The sequence below is a fragment of the Actinoplanes sp. SE50/110 genome, from assembly GCF_900119315.1.
Taxonomy (GTDB): domain Bacteria; phylum Actinomycetota; class Actinomycetes; order Mycobacteriales; family Micromonosporaceae; genus Actinoplanes.
Map to the genome: position 1 here is coordinate 7,734,241 of NZ_LT827010.1, position 17,014 is coordinate 7,751,254.

14 protein-coding genes and 1 pseudogene are annotated in these 17,014 nt (G+C 70.5%); 6 read left to right on the forward strand and 9 right to left on the reverse strand.

Annotated features, from left to right (window positions below; genetic code table 11):
• Window positions 1-176 precede the first annotated feature (176 nt).
• The 3 genes and pseudogenes from ACSP50_RS34510 to ACSP50_RS44465 all read left to right on the forward strand — a co-directional run bounded on the left by ACSP50_RS34510 (window position 177) and on the right by ACSP50_RS44465 (window position 1,642).
• Entirely contained in the window at window positions 177-803 is a 627-nt protein-coding gene (locus ACSP50_RS34510) for a TetR/AcrR family transcriptional regulator (protein ID WP_014693954.1), read from the forward strand.
• Window positions 800-1,315 (forward strand): hypothetical protein, encoded by a 516-nt coding sequence (locus tag ACSP50_RS34515; RefSeq protein WP_014693955.1) that lies wholly within the window; start codon window positions 800-802, stop codon window positions 1,313-1,315. The genes ACSP50_RS34510 and ACSP50_RS34515 overlap by 4 nt, the downstream gene beginning before the upstream one ends.
• A gap of 127 nt (window positions 1,316-1,442) precedes the next feature.
• Window positions 1,443-1,642: pseudogene (locus ACSP50_RS44465) on the forward strand (YbiU family protein).
• A 21-nt stretch (window positions 1,643-1,663) separates the two neighbouring features.
• Here the strand turns inward: ACSP50_RS44465 and ACSP50_RS34525 are convergent.
• The gene (locus ACSP50_RS34525; RefSeq protein ID WP_231956777.1) at window positions 1,664-5,722 is read right to left on the reverse strand and encodes a beta-galactosidase; all 4,059 of its coding nucleotides are present in this window, start codon (window positions 5,720-5,722) and stop codon (window positions 1,664-1,666) included.
• 227 nt (window positions 5,723-5,949) lie between these two features.
• On the opposite strand from ACSP50_RS34525, the gene ACSP50_RS34530 reads away from it, so the two are divergent.
• Complete coding sequence (locus tag ACSP50_RS34530) at window positions 5,950-7,164, forward strand: hypothetical protein (protein WP_014693957.1); 1,215 nt, start codon at window positions 5,950-5,952, stop codon at window positions 7,162-7,164.
• A gap of 66 nt (window positions 7,165-7,230) precedes the next feature.
• On the opposite strand, the gene ACSP50_RS34535 is transcribed toward ACSP50_RS34530, so the two are convergent.
• The 4 genes from ACSP50_RS34535 to ACSP50_RS34545 all read right to left on the reverse strand — a co-directional run bounded on the left by ACSP50_RS34535 (window position 7,231) and on the right by ACSP50_RS34545 (window position 10,710).
• Window positions 7,231-8,529 (reverse strand): beta-1,3-glucanase family protein, encoded by a 1,299-nt coding sequence (locus ACSP50_RS34535; protein ID WP_014693958.1) that lies wholly within the window; start codon window positions 8,527-8,529, stop codon window positions 7,231-7,233.
• The gene (locus tag ACSP50_RS44470) at window positions 8,530-8,847 is read right to left on the reverse strand and encodes a cellulose binding domain-containing protein (protein ID WP_014693959.1); all 318 of its coding nucleotides are present in this window, start codon (window positions 8,845-8,847) and stop codon (window positions 8,530-8,532) included. It lies immediately after the preceding gene.
• Between the two features lie 178 nt (window positions 8,848-9,025).
• On the reverse strand, window positions 9,026-10,534 hold the full coding sequence (locus tag ACSP50_RS34540; RefSeq protein ID WP_014693960.1) for an alpha-N-arabinofuranosidase: 1,509 nt from the start codon (window positions 10,532-10,534) through the stop codon (window positions 9,026-9,028).
• Entirely contained in the window at window positions 10,510-10,710 is a 201-nt protein-coding gene (locus ACSP50_RS34545) for a hypothetical protein (protein WP_155123715.1), read from the reverse strand. The genes ACSP50_RS34540 and ACSP50_RS34545 overlap by 25 nt, the downstream gene beginning before the upstream one ends.
• Between ACSP50_RS34545 and ACSP50_RS42815 the strand changes: the two genes are divergently transcribed.
• Window positions 10,709-10,987, forward strand: coding sequence for a hypothetical protein (locus ACSP50_RS42815; protein WP_155123716.1), 279 nt, complete (start codon window positions 10,709-10,711; stop codon window positions 10,985-10,987). The genes ACSP50_RS34545 and ACSP50_RS42815 overlap by 2 nt on opposite strands.
• A gap of 35 nt (window positions 10,988-11,022) precedes the next feature.
• The gene (locus ACSP50_RS34550) at window positions 11,023-12,081 is read left to right on the forward strand and encodes a LacI family DNA-binding transcriptional regulator (RefSeq protein ID WP_014693962.1); all 1,059 of its coding nucleotides are present in this window, start codon (window positions 11,023-11,025) and stop codon (window positions 12,079-12,081) included.
• On the opposite strand, the gene ACSP50_RS34555 is transcribed toward ACSP50_RS34550, so the two are convergent.
• From ACSP50_RS34555 to ACSP50_RS34570, 4 genes are read right to left on the reverse strand one after another with little or no spacing between them, the layout of a single operon-like run.
• Window positions 12,045-12,380 carry a hypothetical protein gene (locus tag ACSP50_RS34555; RefSeq protein WP_014693963.1) on the reverse strand — a complete coding sequence of 112 codons (336 nt, stop codon included), beginning with the start codon at window positions 12,378-12,380 and terminating at the stop codon, window positions 12,045-12,047. The two genes, ACSP50_RS34550 and ACSP50_RS34555, sit on opposite strands and share 37 nt — an antisense overlap.
• Before the next feature lie 39 nt (window positions 12,381-12,419).
• A complete protein-coding gene (ligD, locus tag ACSP50_RS34560) occupies window positions 12,420-13,379 on the reverse strand; it encodes a non-homologous end-joining DNA ligase (RefSeq protein ID WP_014693964.1) in 960 nt (319 codons plus the stop codon).
• 9 nt (window positions 13,380-13,388) lie between these two features.
• Complete coding sequence (locus tag ACSP50_RS34565) at window positions 13,389-15,095, reverse strand: acyl-CoA dehydrogenase (protein WP_014693965.1); 1,707 nt, start codon at window positions 15,093-15,095, stop codon at window positions 13,389-13,391.
• Between the two features lie 14 nt (window positions 15,096-15,109).
• Window positions 15,110-16,912, reverse strand: a complete 1,803-nt coding sequence (locus ACSP50_RS34570) for a sensor domain-containing diguanylate cyclase (RefSeq protein ID WP_014693966.1) — start codon at window positions 16,910-16,912, stop codon at window positions 15,110-15,112.
• Between the last annotated feature and the right edge of the window lie 102 nt (window positions 16,913-17,014).

Consider the following 17,014-nt stretch of genomic DNA (forward strand, 5'->3'; position numbering starts at 1 on the left):
TCAACCAGTTAGACGGGGCTTGATGGAGTACGGCGCGGCCTGGACCACGCTGGCCGACCGCATGGGGAACCCGTTCGACGTCGGCTCCAGCCTGGCGGCGGCGCATCGGTTGACCATGCGAATCAATTTCTGAACAGCCGTTCAATTATTGAGACGATCGTGCTACGTTGTCCGCCATGCAAACGTTTACCGACCTGGTGCGAGAACCGAAGGACGCCGCCAGCTTCACCGAGCGACAGCGGCGGGCCCAACTCACCGCCGCGACCATCGATCTGATCGCCGAGTCGGGCATCGAGGCCGCGTCGTTCGCAGCGATCGCCGGACGCACCGGCGCCAGCAAGGGCACCATCGCCTACCACTTCGGGTCCCGCGAGGAGTTGCTGCTCGCGGTGACCCGCTCGATCTACCGCGACGCGGCCGACGCGATGAGTCCCGTGAGGCAAGAGGCCTGCGCCGCTGACGCACTGAGGTCGTACGTCGCGACCAACATCGCCTGGATCGCCGCCCGCCGGCAGGCCACGGTCGCCCTGATCATCCTGCGCACCAGCGGAGTCTCCGCCGTCCGCACGTTGTGCGCCGCCGTCGACGAGGCGATACTCGCCGATCTTTCGGCGCTGATCGAGGCTGCGCGCGCCGAAACCGGCGTTCCGCCGGCCGGCACCGACGACCTCGCCAGAGCGCTGCGCGGCGCCATCGACGCATTCGCCATCGGCCTCGCACGGCGATCCGCCCACCTCGACGCCGACGCCTACACCGCCGTCCTGCACCACCTTTTCGCACCCACCGCGGCGGCAAGCCGATGACCGCGCTGATCATCTCCGTGTCATGGCCGACCCTCGTGCTGGTGCTGATCTTCCGAGGTCAGTTCAAGGAGAAGAGCATCGCGGGCCGGCCGACCGCGCCGCTGATCATCGGCGGCATGGGAATTCTGATCATCATCCTCAACGCGTGGTGGTTCACCCTCACCCCCGCCGTATGGGCATACCTCGTCGTCTCGGCGGGCATCGGCGCACTCTTCGGCGCGCTGCGCGGCCGCGCCGCGCGGGTGTATTGGTCACCGCAGCAGAAGGCGGCCGTACGCCGCGGCGGCGTCGCCACCTGTGCGCTCTTCCTCGCCGGCCTGGTCGCCCACTACCTGGCGGAGGTCGCTTTCCTCCAGAAGGCGCCCATCCTCGCCTATGGAGGCGCTCTGACCGTCAACATCTACCTCGCCGCCTCGATCGGCGCCGCCGGCACCGTCTACCGACGCCGGGCCCGAGCCTTACGCCACGGCCACAAGCTACCGATGACAGCCCTTGACCCATCATCGTGCTGATCCGACCGCGATCCGATCGCTCGCATCGTCACCGCTTTCCCGCACCGGTCGGTACCCCGACCTCATGGCGGCGCTGTCCGGCATCCCGGATGTGCGAGCCGGCGACTCGGTCTGATGGCACTGCGACATGGTTCACAGCGTCGCGCCGGTGCAGGACCAGAAGGGCTGGGGCAACGTCATGTACATCCCGCTACGCCGTGGCGCCCACGCAACGAGGCGTATGCGGAGAGCGTGCGCGAGGCGTTCCTGACCGGCGCGAGCCCGAGCGACTTCCCGGCCGAGGACTACGAGAAGGACCGGCCCGACCGGTTCCGCCCCGGCAGCTGAACGAAACCGGCCGCCGTGGACTCAACTACAGGTGAGGGTGGGGGTCGCCCAGTCGCCGTGGTCGTTGCCGTTCCCGTCGCCGCCATCACCGACCACCAGGTCGAGCGCCTGCGCCCCGGTGACGTCCACGTCGATCGAGGCGGCCGCCTGCCCGCCCTTCAGGACCGGAGTGGTCGCCAGGGTCTTACCGTCCGCAGCCACCGTGAAGGTGACCGTGCCGGCGCCTTTCTGCTCGTCGTCAACGCCCACCGAAGCGGTGAACCGGGTGCATTTGCCGCCCAGGTAGACGGCGACGTCGCTGACCGCGTTGGTACCGAGACCCTTGGCGTAGGTCTGACCGGCGATGGTGATCGGTTTGCCGTCACCGGCGCCCTGCTCGCCGTTGCTCTGGTTCCGCTCGACCGGTCCCCAACCGTTGGTGGCGGAGAGCAACGGCAGGTCGCTGACCGCGACCGAGCCGGCGGGCGGCGGGGAGTAGTCGCCGACGATCCGCTCATCCCGCGCGGTCGAGCGGCGGCCGCGCTCGGAGTAGGCGACGGTCGCCGTCAGCGCGGCCGTCGACGGCTGGGCGCCGGTGGGCGGCCGGACCTGCCACGTCACGATCGCGGGCAGCGCACGGGTCCTGGCGGGGCTCGGGGCGCTGACCGTCCAGCCGGCCGGCGCGGTGAGGGCCGGGACGACGTCGGAGACCGACCGCGGACCGGTGACCGTCGCGGTCGCGGTGAACGCCGTGCCGGGCTGGACGCTGGCCGGAACCTGCAAATCGACGTGGACGTCCGGGGCGGCCGGCAGGGCGTACTTCCGCGGGTCGTAGGACGGGCTGGTAACGTCGGCCACCCGCAGCGACGAGGCGTAGCTGCCGTAGTCGGTGAGCGAGACCGCGCCCAGGCCGCCGGTCGAGCCGTCCAGGTTCCAGACCGCGATCGCGATCGAGTTGCGGCCGTCGGTACGCAGGATGCCGTTCGGGATCGGGAAGCTGTGCTGCGGCCCGAGGTAGTTGACGTAGTTGCCGATCATCCAGCCGTTGACGTAGAGCTCGGCACGGTAGCGGTGCGGCGGGTCGTCGGTCACGGTCAGCCCGAGCGAGGTGTCCTGACCGGCCGGCAGGCGCAGGTCAGCCGTCGTGCGGTACCAGGAGACGCCGGGTGTGGTGTCGCGGTTCGGCAGGGTCGTCGACGTCCAGGCGCGGTCGTCGAAGCCGGGGAGCGACCAGCCGGCGCGCTCGCCGTAGAGGCCGCCGGTCGAGAGCGGGCCGCGGACCGGGTCGATCTCGCGTTCCCCGCCCCGGACACCCTGGAGGCGCCATGTGACCGGCGCCGTCGGCGCGCCGATCAGCGAGGCCCCGGTAAGGCCGCGGGCCGCCTTGTTGCCGTTGCTCGAGTTGTAGTCCTCCTCGTGCCCCATGTTCACGGTCAGCACCGAGACCACGTTGTCGCCGGTCGTCCGCAGGGCGCCGGCCGGGAAGGTGAAGTCGCCGCTGCCGCTCGTCGAGCTGCCCAGAAAGACGCCGTTGAGCCAGGCCGAGAAGGCCTGCGCGCCGCCGCCCGAATCGGAGCTGAGATGCACCCCGGTGGTCCCGGCCGATGTGCGGAACCGGCCTCGGTACCAGGTGTTGCCGGTGTGGAAGCCGTAGTCGTCGGCGTAGAGCACCGGCAGCGAGCCGGGGCCGGTCACGCTGAACGTGCTGGTCTTGTCGGCCACCTGCCAGCTCGAGTCGTCGAAGCCGGGCTGCGCCTCCGGCGACTCGGCCTGGTGTTTCCAGTTGGTCAGGGCGGGCAGGGTGACGGGCGCGGCGGCCGGGATGGCGGCGGTGAAACTGCCGGGCCCAGCCGACCGGGTCCGTAGCGGACGGCCGTTCCACCGGATCGCGGTCGCCGCGGTGAAGACCTCGATGGTCGGGTCAGTCGCGTTGTCGCCGGTCAGCGCCAGTGCCCGGCCACCGGCCGCGCTGGTCGCGGTGCGCAGCAGGTGGCTGCCGCGGACCAGCACCGGCCCCGCCGCGGTGTCCTGCCGCCAGAACGTCTCGGCCGTCGCCTTGTCGGCCAGCAGGAGCTGCAGCGGGTGCCCCCAGGCCGGGGTGATCGACACCCGGGTCAGGCCGGAGTGGGTGTAGTCGAGCCGCAGGTCGCCGGTCGCCGGGTCCCAGGTCTGCTCGACCGGGCCGCCTGTCACCTGGACGGCGGGCTTGCTGCCGAAGCGCAGCACGGTCTCGCCGTCCGTCCCCGGGTCACCGTAGAGGACGGCCACGTCGCGCGAGCCGATCCGGGCGTCGGTCAGCAGTTCCGACGTCGAGTACTGCAGTTGGCTGTCGCCCAGCTTGGCGTCGGCCACGATGATGTCCGAGTCGCGGCCGTTCAGGGTGATCGCGGTGCCCGGCTTCTGCGGCACCCTCGGGTAGACGGCCTCGGCGGTGGCCACGGCCGGCGGCAGGTCGATCGCGTCGACCGGCACGAAGTCGTCGGTCGAGCCGGCGGCGTGTGTCCCGGTCACCACGATCTTCAGGGTGTGCGGACCGGTCGCCAGCCCGGCCGCCTGGTAGAGCACGGCCTGGGCGGCGCTGCCCGAGGTGTCGACGGTCGCCTGCTTCGCGCCGTCGACGTAGACGTCCGCGTACCCGTGGTTGTTGGTCTTGGAGCCGATCCAGCGGATCGCGGTCCCGGTGAAATCGACGGCGAGCGAGTCGCCGGCGACGTTCGAGAACGATTCCGAGTTGTGGTAATCGCCGCCGGTGTAGCTCTGGTTCGACACATGCGACCAGGCGCCGGTGTACTGCAGGGCGGGATCGGCGTCGTCGTAGGTGTACGAGGTGCCGGCCCGGGCGTTGAAGTCGATCGCGATGTGGGTCCGGTCGACCGCGATCGAGGTCGAGTCGTTGTGCCGCAGCACGTGGAATTGGGCGCCGGTGTCCGGGTTGCGCCGGGCGGTGTCGACGATCGCCGGGTCGTCCGGCGCGGTAACCGGGATCTTGTCGGTCTTGGTCAGGTCGGGCATCGACTGGGTGAGAAAGCCGATCAGCTTGTCCTGGTAGTACTTCGGATCGAGCTGGCGGGTCTCCCGGATCGCCGCGCCGTAGTCGTAGGACGTGTAGTTCTCCGGCATGCCCAGCCAGCCCCAGTTGGTGCCGCCGTAGGTCATGTAGAAGCTCTGCGCGGTGGCTCCGACCGCGATGTTGTTCTTGTAGAAGACGTTCGCGAACTGGTCGTTGATCAGCTGCGCGCATTTGTCGTAGCCGGGGCCGCCCCACGGGTCGAAGGCGCCGCCCTGGAACTCCGGCGTGTACAGCGGCCGCCCGGCAGGGTGGTCGTAGCTGATGTCCGGCACGCCCTGCCACGCGGCCGGGTTCGAGCAGTTGAAGCCCTGCGGGTACGAGTCCGGGCCGTCGACGTCGAGCGCGCCCGTCCCGGAGTTGAACGTGCCGTTGTTGTTGCCGGTCAGCGGCACCGTGATGCCGTCCGCCTTCGCCTTGTCCTCCAGGTGCTGCATGTACGCCCGGCCGGCTGTGGTACCGGTGTAGTACTCGTTCTCGACCTGGTACGCGATGACCGAGCCGGTGCCGTTGGTCAACTGGTGCCGGGCCAGGATCCGGTCGATCTGGGTGAGCCACTCGTCGGCGTGGGCCTCGAACCTGGGGTCGTCGGTGCGGTTCTGTTCGTCCTTGGTGGTGAGCCAGCCCGGCAGCCCGCCGCCGTCCACCTCCGCGTTGATGTACGGGGCCGGTCGCGCGATCACGTACAGCCCGGCCCGTTGGGCCATATCGAGCAGCAGGTCGACGTCCCGCACGCCGGTGAAGTCGTAAACCCCGGGCGCCGGCGAGTGGTAACCCCAGTCGAAGTAGAGCGAGGTGGCGTTGAAGCCGGCCGCCTTCATCTTCTGGAAGATGTCCAGCCAGAGGCTCGGGCTGGGGAGCCGGAAGTAGTGGAACTCCCCCGACCAGAGGTACGTGCGCCGGCCGTCGATCAGGAACGAATAGCCGTCGAAGGTGACCGAATGGGCGAGTTTCGGCTTCGGGGCGGCCGCCGCCGCGTGCACCGGCGCCGGAGACATCGCCACCACCAGCGCGGCGCCGATCAAGATCCGCATCCATCGCGAGCCAGAACCCGGATGCTTCATCGCAGCCTCCACTTGCCGCCGAGCCGCACACATACCGACAAGCTCGAACGATATCTTTCTATATCGCGCGTGCACAAGCCATGCTCTCGCCTTTTGCGCCGCCGCCGCGCGCCCACGGCCCGCCGCCTCGGCCCGGTAGCGGCGCCTTCCGTGGCGAGTTCCCGGCCAGAGCGCGATCGGGGCGCCAGAATGGGTTCATGTCGGAAATGGCCCGGCCGGCCCCGCGCCCCACCACCGGACCGCCCGGTCGCACCTTCGCATGGTCCTCCCCGTCCGGACCGGCGATCGATGAACAGCACCTCTCCCAGCCGGTCGAGCCGTTCAGCCCGCAACCCTGGTCACCGCTCGACCAGGCGGCCGACGCGATTGCCGACGCGACGACCGACGCGACGACCGACGCCGCGGCCGACTCCCCGCTCACCCTGCTCCGCGAGCTCGACCGCTCCGTCGCCGCGACGCTGGCGGCCGGTGCGCCGAGCGGGACGGCGGAATGGCGGGTCGTCGAGACCCGGCTCGACAGGCTCGACGACCTGATCGTCCGGGTCGGACGGCTGCCGCTGGTCGCCGATCCGCAGGCGCTCACCGATCGGCTGGCCGAGCTGCGCCGGACCGACATCCGAGCGTGCCTGCGGGAGATCGACCGGGCCTGCCGGCAGCTCGGCGCAGTGGAACACGCGTGGCACGACGATCCCGAGAGCATGACGGATCTGCTCGACACCGTGATCGAGCAGCTGGAGAACCGTGGCGAGCCGGAGATCCGGACGCTTCCCGGGCCGGCCGGCGGCCTCGACGGGTCGGCGCCCCGGCGTCCGATAGCGGACCTGACCATCCGCGACAGCCGCGCCGTGGTCTACGGCTGCGGCACCACGGTGCACGTCGTGCACCGCTGCACCGTCGAGCGACCGGTGATCGAGGTCGCGTCGCTGCTCGACTACGACGAGGCGGCCGACACCGAGGCGTGGTTCCACAGCGTCGAGCCGGTGCGGGCCACGGGCACCGACGGCATGCAGACCCGGATCATCCGCTCCAGCGGCGTCTCGATCGGCACCGGAAGCCGTCAGCACAGCGTGTTCACCCACCGGATCCCGTCCTGCACCGCCGACCTCGGCGCCGTCGTCGCACTGCCCCCGGTGCGACAGGCGATCCTCGACCACCGCCGGTCCGGGGGGACGCCCGAGGCGACGGCCGCACTGCGGGAGGCGGTCCGGCGGGCGGTCGACGGCGTCGACGTCAGCGTGCTCGTCCCGGACGGCATGGTGGCGCGTCTGGCCGCCGACCGGCTGCGGACGCCGAGCCTGCGGGGCGGCGGCCCGACGCTGACCATCCGGCACGGCGCCGGTGTCGCCGTCGGATGGGACACCTCGGTGACCGGGGAGACCCGGATCGACGTGGGCCGCCCGACGGTCCGGTGAAACGACGGCGGACGGGCCGCGCCGGGTTGCGGCGCGGCCCGTCCGTGCGGAGCCGGAGCGTACCGGTCAGAACGGGGTGAAGGTGATCGCCGCGGTGCGGGGGTCGCCGTCGTGGACCAGGGACTCCTGGTTGAGGACGTCGTCGAAGGCGAAGGCGTACGCCTTGCCGTCGAGCATGGCGGCATGGACGGCCTTGGCGTACAGGTTGGCCGGGTTGCCCTGGTAGAAGTCGGCGGCCCGACCGGCCGGCTGGGTGTCGATGCGGCCCAGCGTGGAGCGCTGCAGCGCAGCGCACAGGGTGCGGGCGATGGGGCCGACGACCTGGTCGTTCGGGGCGCCGAGGGCGCCGTCGCAGCCCCAGACGTCGGCCGTGGAGGGGCGGGTGAAGGACGCCACCACCCGGCCGGCCGGGTCGGTGAAGGACATGACGTTCCCGGACGTACGACCGAGGTATCTGACCGTGGGTCGGTCGGTGAACGGGGTGACGGTGAGCGTCCTGCCGGTGTAGGCGTTCCACGCGGTGGCGATGTACGGGTCCAGATAGGTGGGGCTCATCAGGCCGGCGTCGGCGGCCTTGCCGGGGGCCAGGACCCGCAGGACGGTGCCGTCGGAGCGGGTGACGACGCTTCTGGCGAAGTCGGGGCTGGCCTTGATCGCGTCGATCACCCGCTGGCGGCCGTTCGCGACCGGGGTGCCGGTGGAGCTGGTCGTGCCCGAGCCGCCGGTGACGCTGACCGTGTGCGGGACGGCGAACATGTCGACCTGGGAGCTGTTCAGCCACAGGCCGGAGGAGTTGACGGTGAACTCGCTCCAGTCGAAGAGGATGTCGTGGTTCGGGTCGCCGGCCGCCCACGGGGCGGGCTGGACCAGGCCGTCCCGGGTGAGGCGGAAGTCGAGTTTCCGGCCGAACGAGAAGTAGAGGCGGCCGGAAAGGTTGCGCGGGACCCTGATGGTGGTGCTGGCGCCGGTGGCCGGTCCGGGGATGGAGACGTCCGGGGCGGCGAGCGGGACGGCGCCACCGCCGGACCAGGCGGTGAACCTGCCTGCTCGGTCGACGTAGCCGAGTTTGCCGGTGTCCAGGTTGACGCCGAGGACGTAGAGATGGACGGCGTCGCCGCGGCCGGTCTTGTTGGTCACCGTGACCGGGAGCAGAGCCTCCCTCGGCGGGATGGTGGCCGGGGCGGAGGTGGTGACGGGACCGGAAGTAGCGGGAGCGGAGGTGGCGGGGACGGCAGGGGTGGCGGGCGCGGTGGGGGAAGCGGGGACGGTGGTGGGGACCGGCACCGGGGCCGAGTCGCCGCAGGGGGCGCCGTTCAGCTTGCAGTTCACCGGCTGCGCGCCCGACCCGACGAAGCCGAACGTCACCTACTGGCCCACCGGAATCGCGCCGTTCCAACTACGATTCGTGAATGTGCGGTGACTGCCGGCGGCCGCCATGTCGGTATCCCAGAAACTGCCGATCGAGGTGCCCGCGGGCAGGTCGAATTCGACTTTCCAGGAGGTCATCGCGGACCGGCCGTCGTTGCTCACGACCACCTCGTCCTGCCAGCCGGAGCCCCAGTCGGAGACGGTACGCAGGGTGGCTGTGGCGGACGCGGCCGAGGCGGGCAGCGCGAACCAGGCGGTGCCGAGCGCGGCGACGGTCGCCAGCGAGGTCAGCAGGAATGTTCTTTTCCGGCGCATCGGAAACAGCCTCCGGGAGATCGGTGCGGGGCCTCCCATTATGGGAAGCCGGAGGCCGATCCCGGGCATCGTTTAAGGTTGCTTTAACGTCGACGTTTTTTCCGGTGGCGGATAACAATTTTTCGCCGAAAGCCGGAAGACCGGGTGGCGCATCGGGGAGAACCGATGCGCCACGACGTCAGCGGCTCAGGCGCAGCGCCGTCCAGGACACTCGCGGCAGCGGGACGGTCACCGTAGTGCCGTCCACGGTGATGCCGGCGGTCGGGTGCAGGGTCACCCGCTCCGGGTCGTCGCGGGTGTTGACCGCCCGTACATCGTCGTCGGCGAGAGTGACCGACTCGCCGACCGCGAGCCCGGCGCCGAAGGCGGCGAGGTCCACGGTCAGCTCGACCGGCCCGTCCTGCGACCGGTTGACCACGAACAGCGTCACGTCGCCGGTCGCCGGGTCGTGGGTCGCCACCGCGTCGACCAGGTCGGCCTCGCCGTATCTGGCGGTCTGATAGGTCGGGCTGTCCACCCGGGTCTCCAGCACCTCGCCCTTGGCCAGCGCCGCGGTGCGGGCGAACGGGTGGAAGATGGTCTGCCGCCAGGCCGGGCCGCCGGGCTCGGTCATGATCGGGGCGATCACGTTGACCAGCTGGGCCTGGCAGGCCGCGGTCACCCGGTCGCTGTGCCGGAGCAGCGAGATCAGCAGGTTGCCGACCACCACCGCGTCGGCCACGTTGTACCGGTCCTCGATGACCCGCGGGGCGACCTCCCACTCGTTCGGCAGCGGCGCGTTCTGGAACCGGGAGAGGTACCAGACGTTCCACTCGTCGAACGACAGGTTGATCTTCCTGGTGCTCTTCAGCCGGGCGCCGACCGCGTCGGCGGTGGCCACGATGCTGTTCACGAAGTGGTCCATGTCGACCGCGCTGGCCAGGAAGGAGCCCAGGTCGCCGTCGTGCTCCTCGTAGTAGGCGTGGCAGGAGACGTATTCCACCACGTCGTACGCGTGCTCCAGGACCGTCGACTCCCAGGCGCCGAAGGTCGGCATGGTCGAGCTGGAGCTGCCGCACACGACGAGTTCGAGGTCCGGTTCGGCGGATTTGAGGGCCCGCGCCGTGGCGGCGGCCAGCAGCCCGTACTCCTGTGCGGCCTTGTGCCCGATCTGCCAGGGCCCGTCGAGCTCATTGCCGAGACACCAGATCCTGATGCCGTACGGCTTCTCCGCCCCGTTCGCGCGACGCTGCTCGGAGAGCGCGGTGCCCTCCGGGTGGTTGACGTATTCGTGCACGTCGAGCGCCTCCTGGACGCCGCGGGTGCCGAGGTTGACCGCGTACATGATCTCGACGTCGGCCTTCCGCGCCCAGCGGGCGAACTCGTCGATGCCGACCTCGTTGGTCTCGATGCTGCGCCAGGCGAGGTCACGGCGGCGGGGTCGCTGATCGCGCGGGCCGACGCCGTCCTCCCAGCGGTAGCCGGAGACGAAGTTGCCGCCCGGGTAGCGGATCGTGGTGACGCCCAGCTCGCGGGCCAGCGCCAGCACGTCGGTGCGGAAGCCGTCCTCGTCGGCGCCGGGGTGGCCGGGCTCGTAGATGCCGGTGTAGACGCAGCGGCCCAGGTGTTCGACGAACGAGCCGAAGGTCCGGCGGTTGACCGGGGCCACGACGGCGCCCGGATTCAATGCGACACGCGCACGGAGCATGTTGTTCCCTCTGACCGAAGCGAAGAAGCCTGTTCGACGGCGCCGATGGTCGAGCCACCACGCCAGTAACGCTGCAGGAGCAGGAAGGCGGCGATCAATGGCAGGATGGCCACCAGCGCGCCGGTCACGATCACGGTGAACAGCGCCTCGCCGCCGTTGCCGAGAATCGCGGACATGTACCAGGTCCGCAACCCCACGGTCAGCGGGAAGAGGTGGTCGTCGCTGAGCATCACCAGCGGCAGGAAGAAGTTGTTCCACGACGCGGCCATCGAGAACAACAGCACGGTGACCGGGGCCGGGCGCCGCGAGCAGCGCCATCCCGATCATCACCGGGGTCTGCACCAGCCCGAACCCGACCACCCGGAGCACACTCTGGCGGACCAGCGGATCCTCGAACGCCGGGGAGTAGTGCTCGAACAGCAGGCACGGACGTCCATCGACGGCGAGGGGTAACCTGCCGGAAGCTTGGCGCGGTCGGAGGGGGCACATTGCGTCGAGAAGTCACGCTACGTGACGTGGCGGAGCTGGCCGGGGTTTCCAGCCGAACCGTCTCCAACGTGGTCAATGGGTATGCGAACGTCACCGAACGGACCCGGTCCCGGGTGCAGCGCGCCGTCGAGGAACTCGGATACCGGCCCAACGTGCTCGCCCGCAACCTGGCCCAGGGGCGGTCCGGGCAGATCGCACTGGTCGTGCCGTACCTGGACACACCGTACTTCTCCGAGCTGCTGCAGAGCGTGTTGCGGGCGGCCCGGGCGCGCGGCTACAACGTGCTGATCGACCAGACCGACGGCGATCCGGAACACGAGCGCGCGTTCATCGCCCACGGCTCCCGCCGGCTGCTCTTCGACGGCGTCATCTTCAGCCCACTCGGCCTCGACCAGCAGGCGCTCGCCGACCACGACCCGCACCTTCCGCTGGTCGTCCTCGGCGAACGCAGCAGCGACGGCACCTTCGACCACGTCGGCATCGACGACGTGGCCGCCTCCCGCCAGGCCACCGAACACCTGCTCGACCTCGGCCGGCGGCGGCTCGCCGCGATCGGCGACCAGCCCTACGCCAGCGGCGAGGCGGCCCAGCTGCGCACCCGCGGCTTCCGCGAGGCACACACCGCGCGCGGGCTGGCCGCCCGCGAAGACCTGATCATCGGCACGCCCCGGTTCAACCGCAGGGACGGCGCCCAGGCGATGGCCCATCTGCTCGACCGGGCCGACCCACCGGACGCCGTCTTCTGCTACTCCGACCTGGTGGCGCTCGGGGCGATCCACACGCTGGTGGGGCGCGGGCTGCGGGTGCCGGAGGACGTCGCGGTGATCGGCTACGACGACATCGAGGACGGCGCCTACGCCAACCCGTCGGTCACCACCATCTCCCCGGACAAGGAGATGATCGCGACCACCGCCGTCGAACGCCTGCTGCTACGGATCGACAGCCCGACCCCGCCGCCGGCCCTGGAGCTGCGCGCCCCGCACAAGCTGATCATCCGGGAGAGCACCGCCGGTCGTACTCGTCAGACCGGGCAGCCGGCCGGGAGCCCGCGAACGTGATCTCCTGCCGCCAGGATCAGAGCCACAGCCACGAGCAGGGCGGCTGACCAGCCGATCAGCAGACCGCGCCGGGCCCGGTTACGCCGGGTGCGCCGGAACCCGGCGACGAGCAGCAGCGGATAACCCAGTACCGCGATCACGACCCCGGTCGCCAGCCCGGCAACCGCCCCGTCGTCGCGGGAGCAGACACCGTTGACGCCCTCGCCGGCCCAGGTGAGAACGGCGATCAGGGCCAACAGGACCCCGGACCGGGCGAACACCCCGGCCCCGGCCCGCACCTGCTCCGACGGTTGACGCATGAGCCGATCGTGCCCACCGGCCGCAAGGTCCGGTCCGGGTCAGGTTCCCTCCGGTTCCTCGGGAGTTTCCAGGCCGGCCTGTTCGTCACGGTCGGCCCACTCCAGCAGGGTGTCCAGACGGTGGTGGACGTCGTCGATGGTGGCGTGCAGGTCGCCGAGCTCGGCGAAGCGGGCCGGGACGGTGCGGATGGTGAACTCGCGCGGCTGGACGCCGGCGATCTCGTCCCAGGTGATCGGGGTGGAGACGGTGGCCTCCGGGACGCCGCGGACCGAGTAGGCGCTGGCGATGGTGTGGTCGCGGGCGTTCTGGTTGTAGTCGATGAACAGCGCCGACGGGTCGCGGTCCTTGCGCCACCAGGTGGTGGTGACGTCCCGCGGGGCGCGGCGCTCGACCTCGCGGGCGAAGGCCAGCGCGGCGCGGCGTACGTCGGAGAAGCCCCACCGCGGCTCGATCCGGACGTAGATGTGCAGGCCCCGGCCGCCGGACGTCTTCGGGTAGCCCGCGATGCCGAGCTCGTCGAGAACCTCGCGGACGATCGGGGCGACCCGGCGGACCGTGTCGAACGGGCAGTCCGGCATGGGGTCCAGATCGATGCGCCACTCGTCCGGGCACTCGGTGTCCGCCCGCCGGGAGTTCCACGGGTGGAACTCCACGGTGGACATCTGGACCGCCCAGATCACGTCGGCCGGCTTGGTCACGCACAGCTCGTCGGCGTACCGGTGGTAGCGGGGGAATGTCACCCGGACCGTCTCCAGCCAGGGCGGTGCGCCGTTCGGCACCCGTTTCTGGTGCACCTTCTCCCCGGCCAGGCCGTCCGGGAAGCGGTGCAGCATGCAGGGGCGCTCACGCAGCGCGCGGACGATCCCGTCGCTCACCGCCAGGTAGTACTCGACCAGGTCGAGCTTGGTGGCGCCGAGCTCCGGGAAGTAGACCCGGTCCGGGTTGGAGACCCGGACGTCGTGGTCGCCGACTTCGATGACGGTGGCTTTACCGGCCATGCGTCGAACCTAACCCAACCAGGCGTCCTCAAGGTCGAGAAGCAGCGTGTCGCCCGAATCCAGCAGGTCCAGCATCGGGCCGATCCGGGGCAGCTCGTGGGTGACGAAGTATCTCGCGGCGAGCCGCTTGCCGGCGTAGAAGTCGCCCGGCCGGTCCCCGGCCGCCGCCAGCTGTTCGAGCCACATCCAGGCGATCACCAGGTGGCCGGCGGCGTCCAGGTAGGCGGTGGCGTTGGCCAGCGCGGTCGCCGGATCGGCCCAGAGCTTCGCGGTGGTCGCGGCGAGCCGGTCGCAGGCTTTCCGCACCGGGTCACCGAGGTCGGCGGGCGACGCGGCGGCGACCGCGCGGATCCGGTCGAGCAGCAGGGTGAGGCCGGCGCCGCCGTGCATGGTGACCTTGCGGCCGAGCAGGTCGAGCGCCTGGATGCCGTCGGTGCCCTCGTGGATCGAGTTCAGCCGGTTGTCCCGGTAGAACTGCTCGACCGGGTACTCCCGGGTGTAGCCGTAGCCGCCGTGCACCTGGATCGCCAGGTCGTCGGCGAGCCGGCACCACTGCGAGGGCCACGCCTTGACGATCGGGGTCAGCACGTCGAGCAGCAGGCTGTGCTCCGGGGACGGCTCGTCCAGCAGTTTCGCGGCGTACAGGACCAGCGCCAGACCGCCCTCGACGTAGGTCTTGCCGGCCAGCAGCATCCGGCGTACATCCGCGTGGTCGATGATCGGGACCGGCGGCGCGGCCGGGTCCTTCGCGGTGACCGGCCGCCCCTGCTGCCGCTCCCGGGCGTAGGCGAGGGCGTGCAGATAGCCGGTGTAGCCCAGAGCGACCGCGCCGGAGCCGACCCCGATCCGCGCCTCGTTCATCATGTGGAACATGTACTGCAGGCCGCGACCCTCCTCGCCGACCAGCTCACCGAGCGCATCGTCGAAGGCCAGCACGGTGTTGGTGGTCCCGCGGTAACCCATCTTGTGGTTGAGCCCGGCCAGCGTCACCCCGTTGCGCTCGCCGCTGTCCAGCTTCTTCGGCACGATGAACAGCGACAGGCCCTTGACCCCGGGCGGCGCGCCGGCGACCCGGGCCAACACCAGGTGGATGATGTTCTCGCTGAGCTCGTGATCGCCGCCGGAGATCCACATCTTGCCGCCGGTCAACCGATAGAGGCCGTCTTCCTGTCGTACGGCCCTGGTGCTGACGTCGCTGAGGGACGAACCGGCCTGCGGCTCGGAGAGGCACATCGTGCCGGTGTAGCGCCCCTCGATCATCGGGTGCACGTACCGCCGGATCTGCTCCTGCGTGCCGTGCGCGAGCAGCAGGTGCGCGTTGCCGCCGGTGAGCATCGCGTACGCGGAGGTGGCGGTGTTCGCCGCCTGGAACCAGAGGAAGCAGGCGCGCTGCACCACGTGCGGCAGCTGCAGCCCGCCGTGCTCGGCGTCCATGGTCGCGCCGAGCAGCCCGGACTCGGCGAACACCCGCAGCGCGTGGCCGACCTCCGGGATGATCGTCACGCGCTCACCGTCGAAGGTCGGCTCGTTCAGGTCGCTCTTGCGGTTGTGCGGGGCGAAGTCGCGCTCGGCGATCTGCTGCGACACGTCGAGGAACGCGTCGAACGTCTCCCGGGAGTGATCCGCGAACCGCTCCCGGGCGGTCAGCGACGTGACGTCGAGCCATTCGTAGAGCAGGAAGTCGAGATCACGCCGGGACAGCACCCTAGAATTCATGCACCCAGTGTGCACTAACCTTCGTCGGGCGCGCGGTGCCTCCCGACACTCGCCAGCGCCTCCCGCAGGGCACGGCTCCCGCCGGACCGCTTGATCTCGTACATAGCGTGGTCGGCGGCGCGCAGCGCGGAATCCGGATCCTCCGCGGGACCGGCCAGGTGCACCCCGACGCTGGCGCCGATGGTGATGTGCCGGCCGGCGATCCGGAACGGCATCTCCACCACGGCCCGCACCCGGTTCGCCATCGCGGCCACGTCGTTCGGGCCCAGCACGCCGGGCATCAGCACCACGAACTCGTCCCCGCCGACCCGGGCCAGCACGTCCCCGGCCCGGATGCAGCCGCTGAGCCGATCGGCCACCTGACGCAGCAACTCGTCGCCGGCCTCGTGCCCGTACGCGTCGTTGACCGGCTTGAACCCGTCCAGGTCGACGAAGAGCACGGCCACCGGGTCGCGGCGCAGCGTGGAGCTGAGCGCGTCCTGCATCCGGCGCCGGTTCGGCAGGCCGGTCAGCGGGTCGTGCTGCGCCTCGTGCGCCAGCCGCTCCTGGAACGCCCGGTTCTCCGAGATGTCCCGTGCGTTGATCACCACGCCGTTCAGGGCCGGGTTGGCCATCTGGTTCGAGGCGGTGAAATCGAACCATCGGTAGTGCCCGGTGGCCGCCCGCACCCGGCACTGCAGGCGCAGTACCCCGGCCGGGTCGGCGACCAGCGCCGTCAGCTTCTCGCGCATCGCCGACTGATCGTCGGGATGCACCATGTCGAAGACGCTGTGCCCGGTCAGCAGGCCCGGCTCGAAACCGAGGATCGCCGCCGAACTGGGACTCGTGAAGATCATCCGGCCGTCCCGGTCGATCACCGTGACGATGTCCGGGGCGTGCTGGAACAGTGCCTGGAACCGCTCGTCGGCCCGGCGCCGCTGGATCTGGGTGCGGTAACCGAGCACCGAGATGCCGACCACACCGATCAGCAGCATGGCGAGCAGGGTGAAATTGACCGTCTGACTGCGCCGGTGCACCGCACCGTCGAACGACGACTTGGTCTGCGTACGGACGTAGGTGTACCCGCTCGGCAGGCCGCCCACCAGGACCGAGATCATCGGCACCGACCCGGACCGGTACTCCACGAACCGGGTGCCGGGGTGGCCCAGCGCGTCGATGATCGCATCGTCGATCCGTTTCCCGACCGTGCCCTGCTCGCTGCTCGCGGCGATCGTGCCGGCGGTGTCCACCACGTCCGTCCGGTGGCTCTCGTCGGCCAGCTGCTCGGTGTAGTGCTGCAGCGAGGTGGCGGCCACCTGGTTGAAGCCGACCAGGAATCCGACGATCGCGCCGCTGACCACGATCGGCACCGCCACCGCGGCCAGCGGGATCCTGTCCACGGTCATCACCGAGGAGAAGCCGACCTGCCGGCCGGCCTTGAACTGCTTGATCAGCGGCGCCCAGCCGGCGGCGGTGACCGGCGGCATGCCGGAGCTGCGGCTGGCGGTGAGCGGCCGGAAGTTCGCGTCGGTGAGCATCATCCCGTACTGGAAGGTGCTGCTCTTGATCGCCGCCGCGACCAGCAGGGCCTGGTCCGCCGGATCGCCGGCGCTCAGCCGGAACACGTGCTCGGCCAGCACCTGGGCCAGCTCCTGGGCGGACAGCAGCTGAAGCTGCCCGGTCAGGGTGGCGTTGTTGGTGCCCAGCTCGGTGCTGTCAGCGCGATGCACCGCGTCGGCGGCGTTCAGCGCCGAACGGTTCACCACGATCGCGATACCGCCGGCGGCCGCCAGCAGCAGCACGCTGACCACCACCGCGATCCAGTTCCGTACCCGCATCGAGCCTCCTCCTCACTGCTTGTCATCGGCAGCGGAAGCCCCGGCTGAATGAACCCGCGGCGGCAAAACGCCGGCCGCGCTGGCGCCCATCGACCCCTGATG